The organism is Sinorhizobium sp. P24N7 (genome assembly GCF_042436655.1).
Lineage (GTDB): Bacteria > Pseudomonadota > Alphaproteobacteria > Rhizobiales > Rhizobiaceae > Sinorhizobium > Sinorhizobium meliloti_A.
The window spans coordinates 289681-301742 of the sequence record NZ_JBHMIW010000002.1 but is presented as its reverse complement, the minus strand read 5'-3'; the positions used below and the strand labels follow the sequence as shown (position 1 = coordinate 301742).

The 12062-nt window shown below is 59.4% G+C and carries 14 protein-coding genes; 1 reads left to right on the top strand and 13 read right to left on the bottom strand.

The genetic code is table 11. From position 1 onward, the window contains the following. Positions 1-140 precede the first annotated feature (140 nt). Positions 141-347 carry a helix-turn-helix domain-containing protein gene (locus tag ACFHWW_RS04140; RefSeq protein ID WP_283067703.1) on the bottom strand — a complete coding sequence of 69 codons (207 nt, stop codon included), beginning with the start codon at positions 345-347 and terminating at the stop codon, positions 141-143. A gap of 200 nt (positions 348-547) precedes the next feature. Here ACFHWW_RS04140 and ACFHWW_RS04135 point away from each other — a divergent pair, with 200 nt between their 5' ends. After that, positions 548-868: a transcriptional repressor TraM gene (locus tag ACFHWW_RS04135; RefSeq protein WP_283067704.1), complete on the top strand. Its 321-nt coding sequence runs from the start codon at positions 548-550 to the stop codon at positions 866-868. 3 nt (positions 869-871) lie between these two features. On the opposite strand, the gene ACFHWW_RS04130 is transcribed toward ACFHWW_RS04135, so the two are convergent. The 12 genes from ACFHWW_RS04130 to ACFHWW_RS04075 form a co-directional block, all read right to left on the bottom strand. After that, on the bottom strand, positions 872-1576 hold the full coding sequence (locus tag ACFHWW_RS04130; protein ID WP_283067706.1) for an autoinducer binding domain-containing protein: 705 nt from the start codon (positions 1574-1576) through the stop codon (positions 872-874). A 328-nt stretch (positions 1577-1904) separates the two neighbouring features. Further along, positions 1905-3206 carry an IncP-type conjugal transfer protein TrbI gene (trbI, locus tag ACFHWW_RS04125; protein WP_283067708.1) on the bottom strand — a complete coding sequence of 434 codons (1302 nt, stop codon included), beginning with the start codon at positions 3204-3206 and terminating at the stop codon, positions 1905-1907. Positions 3207-3217: 11 nt separating this feature from the next. After that, positions 3218-3655 (bottom strand): conjugal transfer protein TrbH, encoded by a 438-nt coding sequence (trbH, locus tag ACFHWW_RS04120; RefSeq protein WP_283067710.1) that lies wholly within the window; start codon positions 3653-3655, stop codon positions 3218-3220. Positions 3656-3657: 2 nt separating this feature from the next. Continuing rightward, positions 3658-4470, bottom strand: a complete 813-nt coding sequence (gene trbG / locus ACFHWW_RS04115; RefSeq protein ID WP_283067711.1) for a P-type conjugative transfer protein TrbG — start codon at positions 4468-4470, stop codon at positions 3658-3660. 15 nt (positions 4471-4485) lie between these two features. Next, positions 4486-5148, bottom strand: a complete 663-nt coding sequence (locus ACFHWW_RS04110; RefSeq protein ID WP_283067712.1) for a conjugal transfer protein TrbF — start codon at positions 5146-5148, stop codon at positions 4486-4488. 24 nt (positions 5149-5172) lie between these two features. Further along, positions 5173-6321, bottom strand: coding sequence for a P-type conjugative transfer protein TrbL (gene trbL, locus ACFHWW_RS04105; RefSeq protein ID WP_283068068.1), 1149 nt, complete (start codon positions 6319-6321; stop codon positions 5173-5175). Between the two features lie 35 nt (positions 6322-6356). Further along, complete coding sequence (trbJ, locus tag ACFHWW_RS04100; RefSeq protein ID WP_283068069.1) at positions 6357-7160, bottom strand: P-type conjugative transfer protein TrbJ; 804 nt, start codon at positions 7158-7160, stop codon at positions 6357-6359. Then, positions 7132-9588 (bottom strand): conjugal transfer protein TrbE, encoded by a 2457-nt coding sequence (locus ACFHWW_RS04095; protein WP_283067713.1) that lies wholly within the window; start codon positions 9586-9588, stop codon positions 7132-7134. Before ACFHWW_RS04095 ends, trbJ begins: the two co-directional genes overlap by 29 nt. A 10-nt stretch (positions 9589-9598) precedes the next feature. Next, positions 9599-9895: a conjugal transfer protein TrbD gene (locus ACFHWW_RS04090; RefSeq protein WP_283067715.1), complete on the bottom strand. Its 297-nt coding sequence runs from the start codon at positions 9893-9895 to the stop codon at positions 9599-9601. Next, complete coding sequence (locus ACFHWW_RS04085) at positions 9888-10274, bottom strand: TrbC/VirB2 family protein (protein ID WP_283067717.1); 387 nt, start codon at positions 10272-10274, stop codon at positions 9888-9890. Before ACFHWW_RS04085 ends, ACFHWW_RS04090 begins: the two co-directional genes overlap by 8 nt. Further along, the gene (trbB, locus tag ACFHWW_RS04080) at positions 10264-11241 is read right to left on the bottom strand and encodes a P-type conjugative transfer ATPase TrbB (protein ID WP_283067719.1); all 978 of its coding nucleotides are present in this window, start codon (positions 11239-11241) and stop codon (positions 10264-10266) included. Before trbB ends, ACFHWW_RS04085 begins: the two co-directional genes overlap by 11 nt. A gap of 10 nt (positions 11242-11251) precedes the next feature. After that, the gene (locus ACFHWW_RS04075) at positions 11252-11875 is read right to left on the bottom strand and encodes an acyl-homoserine-lactone synthase (protein WP_283067720.1); all 624 of its coding nucleotides are present in this window, start codon (positions 11873-11875) and stop codon (positions 11252-11254) included. Between the last annotated feature and the right edge of the window lie 187 nt (positions 11876-12062).

Below are 12062 nucleotides of genomic sequence, written 5' to 3'. Positions count from 1 at the left end.
AGTAAGTCTCTGTTGCGACAAAACGAGCGAAATTTCTCCCCACGGGTTTGCGTATATTCATGTGCGGAAGATCGCGGCTTTTAAGCCTGTTCGCTATTCTATCTGTCAAGCTCGATGGTCGACTTGGCATGTTCGTCCGGTCACCGCTTCAGCAATTCTGACGCTTCCATGCCCAAGACTGTCGCCAACCGGTCCACGACGTCGATGCTGGGATTGTAAACCCTGCGCTCAAGTGAGCTGATGTATGTGCGATCGACATGCGCGCGATGGGCAAGCTCTTCCTGTGACAGGCCGTTGGCCTGCCGGGCTGCTCGCAGGTTTCGCGCAAACACCTCTCGAATCTCCATGTTCGAGAGAACAGCGACTTGATGAGTATTCGACCACGGAGTATCTTCTACAAACGTTGTGGTAACAGAGTACCTGTGGGTGACCGAGCAAGAAAGTCCCGTTTGGGTTCGAGCTTTTCTTCGTGGTCCAAACGGCAGCGCAGCGAAATGAGCCAATATATTGCGCGCGAAGCCGGGTTCACCGGCGAGAGGAGAAGCGGATGAACGATATTGTCCCATCCGAGGCGAACGACGAGAGAAAGGAGAAAGGAGCCCTCTACAGTTCGATGCAAACGTCAGAACTGGAGGCGTTGGCGGTCTCTGCGATCCTCGAACACCGCCGGCTTCTCGCCGCCGACGAAGTTGTCTATGAGGACTGGACGCGCGCGACTGACGACGGGTCAGTCTCCACTGCCGTACTCAAAAGTCTGCAAGACCAGTACTTGGAGCGTCAGAAGAAATCCGAAGCTCAGCAGGAAGAGCTTTCGGAAATCATCGACGCGCTTGGCTATATCCCTGATGTCCCCTTGTGCGATGAGTGACGGTCAAACCAAACCGTGATCTTTAGCGATCGCGACAAGTTGCGGAACGGTTGCTGCATCAAGCTTTCGGCGCGCGTTGTCGAGGTAGTGCTGCACCGTCCTTGGATTGATTCCCGTCACATCTGCGGTTTCTGGGACATTTTTGCCCTTTGCCGCCCACATGAGGCACATCGCCTCTCTTGGCGAGAGGAGGCGTTTCGGGGCCACAATCGTCGCTGCGGCTATGATCTTAAGGCGGTAGTGGATCGCCATGACGGCCTCTATTGCTTTTTGCCGGTCCTGAAATCTTGAGATGTCAGCCTGCTTCTCTGAGGATGCAAACGTCAGCATCACCGCGGAACCGTAACTCCCATTGACGGGAATCGTCACACCGCTGCGAATGCCGTATGCGATCGCTTGCTCTCGAAAGCGCTTGAGCTCGGAGGTTCCACGCGCTGGCCAGTCACAGGCTGTCCAGGAAATCGTTTCCATGCGACGCTTGGCCTCCGTCACGGCTGGGTCAATTCGGAAATATTGGCTCCCGAGGTAAATATCCTGCCATTTCTCGGGGTAGGAGTTGAATGTGCGGAGTTTAGCGCCTTCTGTTTGCAGATAAGCGAAACGCTCAAAACCAAAAGAGGTCGCGAATCTTTTCAGACCGCTTTTGATAATACGTTCATCGTGCGCGGCTTCTGCCATGTCGATGATAGAGCCAAGATCTCCGTTCACGTTTTTCTCCTGTCTTCTTGGGCAGCTGCGAGCCTCCAGCTCTCGCAACTTGATGCTCATCCCATGGTTGGTCGGCCAGCCAGTGGCCGCTTCTCGGCTCATGACTGCGAAACACCGCACCCATCCTTTGGCAAGTGAACGGCCGTGGCCATGCTTCGTGAAGCATGGCCACGGCCGTTGCACGGTGTACTCTCTCGTTTAACGGGCACTCAAGCCGCCTCGTTCTAAAAGGAGACTCTTCAATGAAAGAATATACCAAGGCATGACTGAGTCGTTGGCTTACAGATTGAATCAACACGCCGTCCGGGGGAGCATGCGCAGGAGCTGCTTAGCGCGACGGAAAAGATGCGGGAAAAATGATATCTTGATCGACGAGAACGTTGAATTTGTAGCCTGGCCGAATGCGGATCGTCGGCTGGACGTTCAGGTTTTTCGAGATGGTCTGTTCTGCCACACGGCCGAAACTCTCCGCGAAACTCCGCCTTGCCGCGTCCGACGCCGTATCCTGCGTCGCAAGCGTCGAGCTTTCCGGCATGGACACATCGATTCCGGTCCCGATAAGGGCGATCAATGCAGCCGAACCGAATGTCCGCCAGAGGTGGCGATCCACCTTGTCCTTGAGCCCGCCGTAGCCTTCAGCGTCGGTGCCAGTCATGCCGCCGATCTGCAGTGTCGATCCGTTCGGAAAGATGAGATCAGTCCAGACGACGAGAACCCGCTTCTGGCCGAATGAGATCTTCGAATCGTAGCGGCCGAAGAGCTTGGCGCCCTGCGGGATCAGCAGGCGATAGCCCGTGGCGCTGTCATAGACGTTTTGGCTGACCTGTGCGCCAATGCGCCCCGGCAGGTCGGAATTGAGGCCGGTGACGAGGGTTGCCGGAATGACTGAGCCTCGCTTCAGCTCATAGGGCGATATTTGCGGTACGACCTGGTTCGGCAGATAACCGAGGTCCTTGATATCCTGGTTGAAGAAGTCCTCCTTCGGGGTCTGGCCGTTTGGATCGACATTCTGTCCGATCAACCCTGAATTCATGGCAGCGGCGTAAAGATCGGATGCGCTGTTCGTGGCTATGTCTGTGTTCCGGCGAGCGGTGTCGTTGGTGTTTGCTGGAGCCTTCTCAGCATCGGAGATATCCACCTTCAGCGGCGAGTTGAGCGCGGTTGCGCGCGCCTGGAGCCGAGACATTCGCTGGCGCTGCCCTTCACGGATATATTGCTCATCCTGCTCTCGTTTCAGACGCGCCGTCCATTCCTCCTCGGACTCCATCCGCGGCCGACGGTCTTGGTGCTCGACTGGCCGGCGCTCGGCGACGAGCTCTTCCTTCTCGACCTTCTGTTCGATGACAGGCGTCGGCTGAAACGCCCCGCGATCAACCGGCTCGCCGATGATGCCGTCGGTCACGCCGCGTTTGAGCTGGTCACCGAAGTTCGTCGCCGGCGTGCTCGAAGCGCTGTCGATATCGTTGCCACGGTTGAATGAAAGCCCTCGCCATGACAGGCCGATCACGACGATCCCGCAGACCAGTACGATGAGGACGATCGCGAGCATGATCGGCAGGCGATTGAGGCGGCGCATGCCGTTCTGATCCTCGGCTGGACGCGACGCGCCGAGCTGGAGCGATTGCACCATGGTCCCTCTTCCTAATCGCGCTGCATGATCGAAAGCGGGCTTGCCGGTGTGGCACCGGACCCAGTCAGCGTATATGCGCGGCCGATTGCGATGGAAGGAGTTGTCAGGCGAGCGAGAACCTGCCCGTCGATGCCGTCCATCGCATAGGCAAGCTCCACCGGCTTGCCGTCCTTTCCAGCCTTTCCGCCCGTAATGACCGTGTAGCCCCAACCCTTCAGGGCAGCCTCGAGCGCGGTCGCAAACTCTGAATTGTCATTCTCCATCTTGATCGTTGCCGTTCCGGCAGGGCCGATCTGCTCGGCAAGCCGGCTCGCTATGTCCCCGGCGATGGCGCTCGCGGCTGGTCCAGAAACAACGGGCGGCGTGGTGTCGGTCGTCAGTGCGTCACTGGCCGTCTGGCAGCCGGAAAGAAGCGTGGCACCGATGAAGGCCATTAGCAGCGTGCGCATGGTCATCCTCCTCGCCGCATGGTCACTTTTTGCTGGCGCCAGCCGACGCCGGAAACGAGGATCGCCTTGTCGATCGCGTAGTCGACGATCATCATGTCGTTCTTCATCCGATAGTTGACGATGCGGTTCTGCCCGCCGGAGACGACGAAAAGAACTGGCGCATCCTGGCCGGAAATCGACCTCGGGAACTGGATGTAGGTCTTGACGCCATCCGAATAGACTCGTTTCGGCCGCCATGGCGCACTGCCGCTCACCGAATAAGAGAAGTTCAGCTTGTCGGGCGCTGTGCCGGGAATGCCGCCAATGTCCAGACGGGCGTTGATGTCAGCGAGCTTGGTCGAGGCATCCTCGGGATATTCAAAACCGATGCGAGCCATGTACTGGCTAGGATGAGACTTGAGCTGGATATGGTAGGTTCGCCGTGAGGTCGTGACGACCATCGAGGTGACAAGACCGGATTCGGAGGGTTTCACGATCAGGTGGATTGCCTGTCCGCCGGTGGCGCCCGAGGTCGCAGGCTCCACCTTCCAGCGAACCGTATCGCCCACGAGGACGTCGCGAACGATCTCGCCGCCTTGCAATTCGATATCGCAGACCTGCAGCGGTGAGCAGATGACGGAGGGCTGGGTTTCCCCGAAGAGGAATATGATCTTTCCATCAGGGCCAATGGTGACGACGCCCGGCGTGTCCCGCCATTTGCGGGAAATGTTCGTTCCCTTCACCTCATTCGTCGTCATGTTTTGCGCGTAAGCGATGCTCACAAAGGCGAGTCCGGCCATGCAGGCGGCGGCCGCGATCAATCCTGTTCTGTGCATAAAAAACCCTTGCTCTTAAAGCTGTGCCGTCCAGTCGAAATCCCGGACATAAAGACCGATCGGATTGAGGCGGATCGTCGCCTCGTCCTGCGGCGCCGTCAGCGTGACCGTCGCGATGCCCCGAAATCGGCGCGTGCCGGTTTCCTTGCCCTTGCGGTCGCGCTCGTATTCGGTCCAGTCGATCTGGTAGGTCTGGTTGGAGAGCGCCACGATATTGTTGACCTCTATGGCGACCGTCGAGGTTTTCGCCTTCTCGAACGGCGAGTTGCCGCGGAACCAGGCGTTGATCTTCTCAGTGGACGGGTCAGACGTGCGTAGCAGCGCGTAGGTCCGGTCGATGTACTGCTTTTGCACCACGGCGTCCGGCGTGATCGAGCGGAAGCTACTTACGAAGTTTCCGAGTGTTGCGCGCACCACGCGGGCGTCTGCATATTCGATCTGCTCTGGGAAACCGGCTGTCACCGACGTTCCGAGTTTGTCGATCTCGATGATGTAGGGCACGAGCTTGACCTGCGTGCTGAGGTACATCGCGTAACTGAAGCCAATTACGGCCATGAACAGGCCGAGCACCCCGACAAGACGCCAGGCTGCCGCGGCTTTGACGTAGGAGCCGTATCGCTCCGACCATTCCTGGCGGGCGGCTAGATACGGATTCTCGGGAGCGCTGTTCGCTGCCATCGGTCCATGCCTTTCCCTATGCTGTTAGTCGTTGCGTTCGGGAGGCCGCTTTGGAGCGCTGTGCCCACTGCGGCTCTTCTCGAGCTTGGCGTTCGCGAGCCCGAGGAGCGAGCCGGCATAGGCGCCGGGAGAGCCGATGGCCTTCTCCTTCGCCGCAGATCCGGCAGCCTTGCCGGCTGAGCCGAGGCCGGCGCCGACGCCGCTGAAGGCGGATCCGATGACCGAGGCACCGGCGGCCCGGGAGGCTTGACCCGCCGCGAACCCCGCCCCAGCGGCAGCCGCTGCAAGGAACCCGGCGCCAGCGGCAAAGGACGCCGCTTGACCACCATGGCGGATTGCTTCCATTCCTCCGGAGACCGACGCGCCTTGCACCACACCCTGCATTATGTTCGGCACGTAGACCGCGATGATGAATACGACGACGGCAATGCCGGCGATCGCAAGGGCGGTCTGAAACTGGTCGCCTATGTCAGATTGGTTCGCGAGTCCGATCAGGACCTCCGATCCGATCCGCGAGATCATGACAAGCGCCATGAGCTTCATTCCGACCGAGAACGCGTAGACCAGATAGCGGGTGGCGAAGTCCTTGGTGTAGGACGAACCACCAAGCCCGAGCATGATCATCCCAGCAAGCAGACCGATATACATCTCGACCATCACGCTCACGAAAATCGCTGCGACGAGTGAGAAGGAGATGACCACGACCACCATTGCGAACGCGGCCGAGATCGCGAGCGCGTTGTCCTCGAAGAGGCCAAACTGGATCTTTTCCGACATTTTGGTTGCCACAGCGAGGCCCGCGTTGAAGACATCGCCAGGCGAAGCTGTCCCACCTCCGGCGCCAATCTGGAAGAGGCTGTCGACGACTGCCTTGGCAAAGGTCGGACCTTGCGTCAGTACGAAGGCAAAGAAGCCGACGAACATGATCCGCCTGACCAATTCTGCAAACCAGTTGTCGAGAGAAGCTGCCTGCAGCGCAAGCCAGACGCCGGCGATGCCGATCTCGATTGTAGCAAGAACCCAGAACAACGATTTTGCGGCATCCATGACGGTGGTTTCCCATCCTTTGGCAGCAGTCGTGATCTGGTTCTGAAGCGAAGTCAGCACCGAGCCCTCTTGGGCAAGTGCGGGCTGCGCCGCGAACGCCGCGAAAGCAGTAACAATCAGTGCCATCCGGAGCGGAGGAAGTTCGTTTGGCCTCATGGTGTTCACCACTCGACTTTCATCCTTTCGCCACCGGACGTGGAAGGAGCCGTCGCGCTGAAGAACTTTTCCCGGCGCGCCTGCGCGAGGTCCTTGTCTGTCTGCTCGGTCTGAAGCCAAGTCCCCATCATGGTCATCTGCTGTGAAACGAGACCGCGCAATTTCTGCATCTGCGCGACTTGTTGGGCGGCAATCTGATGCCCGACCTGCAAGGCCTTCATCTGGCCGTCCGCTGTCTCGGACATCGATCGCAGCGACCACATCGTGTTTTCCTCGCTGTCGAACTGATCGGCCGTGAGGCTTGCCGTCTTCAGCGTGCTGGCGATCGTGTCGCGGTTAGTGTCCGACCAGGTTTGATACGCGGACGAGAAGCTCGCTGCATTCGGCAGATCGGTCTTGAGGTCGGCATAGCTCTGAAACCGCTGTTGAAGCACGTCGTCCGCATTGGCCATCGAAAACGAGATGCTCCTACCCTGGTCGACGATATCGCGGAGTTGGTTGAGATCACTCTCGACCTGCCCCCACATGTGCGTCGGCAGTGTGGCCGTGTTCTGCAGCAGGTTTTCGTAGATGTTCAGCTGCGTTTCGATCTGCTGCGTAAGCTGGCTGATCTGCGTCAACTGGTTTTGGATTTGCTCGCCCGATTGACCGACGAGCGACACCAGTTCGCCGTTATTGAGAACCTGCGTCCATTCAGTTGCCGCGCCGGTGGCGGTGCCAGCCTTCGCCGGCGCTACTGTGGCGATCCCAATGGCGACGACCGTCAGGCCTGTGAGCCATCTATTCGAAATTGAGCAGCGATGCGGCATCATGAACTCCTCTCGTATTCAGCCAGTGGATCGGCCAGTCGCGGCCGTGTTCGGATTTGAGCGCCCGAATGCGCTTCAGCTCGTCCTTGCCGGAGGCCCCGACAAAGCTCAGCGCGACGGGGCCTAGCGCCATGTCGAACAGGCGCCGGCCCTCCGGTGTTGTGGCGTAATATTCGCGTTTGGGCGTCGCGCTCGCGACAATATCGATCTGGCGCTCGTTGAGGCCGATGCGCTCATAGAATTCCCGCGTTCCCGGCTCTCGCGCAGCGCCGTTTGGAAGGCAGATTTTCGTTGGGCAGGATTCCTTCAGCACGTCGATGATCCCGGAGCGCTCCGCGTCCGAGATCGATTGTGTTGCGAGAACGACAGCGCAGTTCGCCTTGCGCAGCACTTTCAGCCATTCGCGGATCTTGGCCCGAAAAACGGGGTGACCCAGCATCAGCCAGGCTTCATCCAGCACAATCAGGCTTGGCGACCCGTCGAGGCGCCTTTCGATGCGGCGGAACAGATAGGTCAGCACAGGCACGAGATTGCGCTCACCCATGTTCATGAGGTGCTCGATCTCGAAGGTCTGCAAGGCTCCGAGCGAAAGGCCATCCTGCTCTGCGTCCAGCAACTGGCCCATCGGTCCGTCGACTGTGTAATGGTGCAGCGCGTCCTTGATCTCGCGCATCTGGACACCAGACACGAAATCCGAGAGCGATCGTCCTCGAGCGTTTGCCATAAGCTCGACCTGTCGGGAAATGGCGTTGCGATGATCGGGCGTGATGGTGACACCTTGTAGCGCGACCAGCATCTCGATCCATTCCGTTGCCCAGGCCCGGTCAGCGTCATTTCCGAGTGCGGAGAGCGGGCAGAAAGCAAGCGCCCTCCCCTCCCCTTCATTGTCCCCGCCAATCTCGTAGTGGTCGCCGTCGCCAGCCAGCGTCAACGGCAGCAGCGAGTTGCCCTTGTCGAAGGCGAAGATCTGGGCGTTTTCGTAGCGCCGAAACTGCGCGGCGATCAACGCCAAAAGAGTCGACTTGCCAGAGCCCGTCGGACCGAAAACGAGGGTATGTCCGACGTCGTCGACATGCAGGTTGAGGCGAAACGGCGTCGAGCCGCTCGCCACCTGCATGAGCGGCGGCGAATTCGGCGGATAGAACGGGCACGGCGCGGCCGGGTTTCCCGACCAGACGGCATTGAGAGGGATAAGGTCTGCAAGATTGCTTGTGTTGATCAGCGGCTCGCGGATATTGGAATACCAATTGCCGGGCAGGCTGCCGAGATAAGCGTCGGTGGCGTTGAGCGTTTCGATCCGAGCGCCAAAGCCTTCCGCCTGGATCAGCCGGCGGATTGCCTCCGCCTTTTCCTGGAGCGCCTCGCGATCGTTATCGAAGAGGACAATGACCGGAGTATAGTAGCCGTAGGCGACCAATTGCGACGAGGCATGTGCAATTGCGTCCTCGGTCTCAGTCACCATGGTCATGGCGTCCTGATCGATCGACCGGCTTTGCGTCTGGAACAGCTGGTCGAAGAACGGCCGGACCTTCTGTAGCCACTTCTTGCGCGTGCGTTCGAGCTTCTGGCGCGCCTCTTCGGCATCGAGAAATATGAATCTCGAAGACCACCGATAGGTGAGAGGCATCAGGTCGAGGCTGTTGAGGATTCCAGGCCAGCTTTCGGCTGGCAAACCGTCGATGGCGACGACGCCGAGAAAGCGGTTCTCGATCTTCGGCGTCAGGCCATGTTCGAGCTCGGCGGTCGCGATCCAATCGAGATACATGGGGACATCCGGAAGCCGGATCGGATGGCTGTGCCCGGTGATGCAGAAGCGAACGAACTGCAGCAGCTCGTCGTATCTGGCAACTCGTGTCCCTTCCCTTTCGCTGACCTCATGCGTTTCCATGCGACGGATCGAGAGCGAGTTCGCCATATACTGCTCGATCTCACGGACAGCGTTCTTGAACATGAACAGGACAGTGTCGGCATAGGATTTCTTCCGGCTTTCCTCGTCCGAATAGATGTATTTGCTGAGCGCTGTCCTCTTGGACTCGAGCGGCCGGTAGGTGAGGATCAGCGCGTGCTTGCTCTCGAAATGCCCCTGCTCGCGTTCAAAATGCGCGCGCCGCTCGGCGTCGATCGCACGTGTGACTGGATCGGGGAAATGGCATCGATCCTCGGAGGGATAATCGATTGTCGGAAAACGGATGGCCTCGACCTGAATCATCCAGCCGCTCCCAAGCCGCGACAGGATCGCATTGATCTGCCGCGACAGCTCGTTGCGTTCGAGGGCGGTCGCACTTTCGGAGTCCGGGCCGGCGAAGTACCAGCCTGCCATGAGGCTTCCGTCCTTCAAGAGCAGTACCCCATTGCCGACAAGACCGGCGTAAGGGACGAGATCGGCGAAGGACGGGCCTGTGGCTCGAAAGCGTCGCAAAGCTACCACGACCGCCTCCTCAATACCGCCAAGGCGAACTGGTCGCCTTGTAGTACGGCTTATAGGAAATGTGCCTGATATAGACCTGCCGCATCAGCGGGTCGGACTTCGCCATCATCCGAAGCAACCCGATGATGACGATCCAGACGGCGATACCGAAGAGCGCCGAATAGATCGTCAGGACGACGAAGATCAGGATGACGGCGGCAAGCCCGGTGAGCAGCACCAGCTCCCGATCCGCACCCATCAGAAGGTTTGGGCGGGACAAAGCGCGATGAATGCGATTGCGCTGCAGGGCGGACAAGGACTCAGACATAAGCCCCCTCCCCTTCTCCGTTGGGCACGATTGAGTGTGTCTGCTCGTCCGTCAGGCCGATCGACGCGCCGGTCGCCCCGAACAGGGCGACGATTTGGGTCGCACCGAGCAGGATGCCGGTGACGAGGACGACATAGACGAGCCGTCGCGCAAAATCGTTGAGTTCTCCGCCGAAGATAAGCATGCCCCCGGCAATCGCCATCGCCGCAAGCGCAATGGCGCCCGCCACGGGACCGGTGATCGATTCCTGAATTTGTTGCAGCGGCCCTTCCCAGGGCAGACCTCCGCCTCCTGAGCTGGCGAGTGCGGGAGCAAACGACGCGAGCACAATGGGAGCAGCAAGGAGTGCGATAACGGTGACTGTGGCTTTACGCGACACGACTTGCCTCCTGCTCCTCGGTTAGTTGGTCGGACTCGACGTCGTATTGGCCGCCCGCGAATCGCTCGACCTGGATGACGTCGCGAACGCGTCGTCCGCGCGGCGTTCGTTCGATGGATACGATGAGGTCGACCGCTTCGCCGATGACCTCTTGCATCGGCTGCTGGCTTGCCTCTGCAGTCAGTTGCTCGAGGCGTCGGAGCGCCGACATGGCGGTGTTCGAGTGAATGGTCGCGACACCTCCAGGATGGCCGGTATTCCACGCCTTGAGCAATGTCAGCGCAGCGCCGTCACGAACCTCGCCGACGACAATCCTGTCGGGACGAAGCCGCATCGTGCTCTTCAAGAGCCGCGCCATGTCTATAGTATCGCTGGTGCGCAGAACGACCGCGTTGTCGGCCGCGCATTGGATTTCCACCGTATCTTCGAGGATGACGAGACGGTCTTCGGGCGCGGACCTAACGATCTCGCCGATCACCGCGTTCGCAAGCGTCGTTTTGCCCGAACCAGTCCCGCCGGAAATTACAACGTTCAGGCGCGATGAGATTGCACTGCGGATCGTCGACGCCTGATACTCCGTCATAACTCCGGAGTGCACATACTCGCCGAGCGGTATCAGCCGCGATGCGCGGCGGCGAATGGTGAATGCCGGTTTGCCGACGACAGGAGGCAAGAGACCTTCAAACCGGTGGCCGCCGATCGGCAGCTCGCCGGAAATGATCGGCCGTTCCGTGTCGACCTCGGACTGCAACGCATGGGCGACCGTTCCGATCACCATTTCTGCGGCCGCGCAAGACATTTCGCCGGCCGGCGCAACGCCATGACCGAGCCGTTCAATGAACAGTTTCCCGTCCGGATTGAGCATGATCTCGATGACGTTCGCGTCATCCAGTGCCCCACAGAGCTGATCGCCGAGCGCCTCCTGAAGTTTGCGAACAAGTCTGGGGTGAGAGAGGAGCTGGCTCACGGATTTCTCCTTACGCTGCCTGGCCGAGAGGGGTGAGTTCCGAACGGTAATTGGAAGGACGCAGCTTCTGAAATATGCTCGCATCGGCGGGCAATATGCCCGCTACAGCCATCGTCACGCCTATCTTCCTGGGTTCTGCCAAGCGCTGCAGCGACCATCCAACGCGCGCAAGGATCCGCTCGAATCGTAGATCGGTTACCGTGACAATCTCGGTGTAGCCATTCGCCATGCACCATTCGGTGATGCCCGCGAACATGGTCAGGGTTGCCTCATGGATCGAGCCGGCTCCCCTTCCCTCCGCGAGGGTCGTGTCGACGCAAAAGCGGGAGCTCTCGATCATCAAAGGATGAGCGTTCAGCCCGCCGCCCGGGAGAAGCGAGGGAAAGACATCCGTCACCATGGTCGGGCCCAGGGCTGGCAGAAGCCTGGCGCATCCTGCCAACTGGCTGCTCTTCGAAACGGCGAGGATGTAGGTCGGTTGAAGACCATCAAAAGCGTCACATTCCTGGCCGTCTCGGACGCTGACCTCCCAACCTAGCCGATCAGAAAAGACTCGCGCTCGGAGTCTGTGATGCTGCGCGAGCAGTTGCTTCTCCCGAAAATCCGGGCGTGCAGAAATCGCAATCACCTGCATGCTTTTCTCCATCGTTGAAATTCTTCGCGGAGTTGAGCACGGATCAGAATCGCTGGGCAGTTGTAGAGTTCGACAAGTTTTGCTTGAGGTGAGTCGGCACAAACCTGCGCGAAGAACCTCTTGGCGCGGTGCCCTGTGCTAGGTTTGATTGTAGGATTCACAGGAGAACAATCCGAGATCAGGAAGG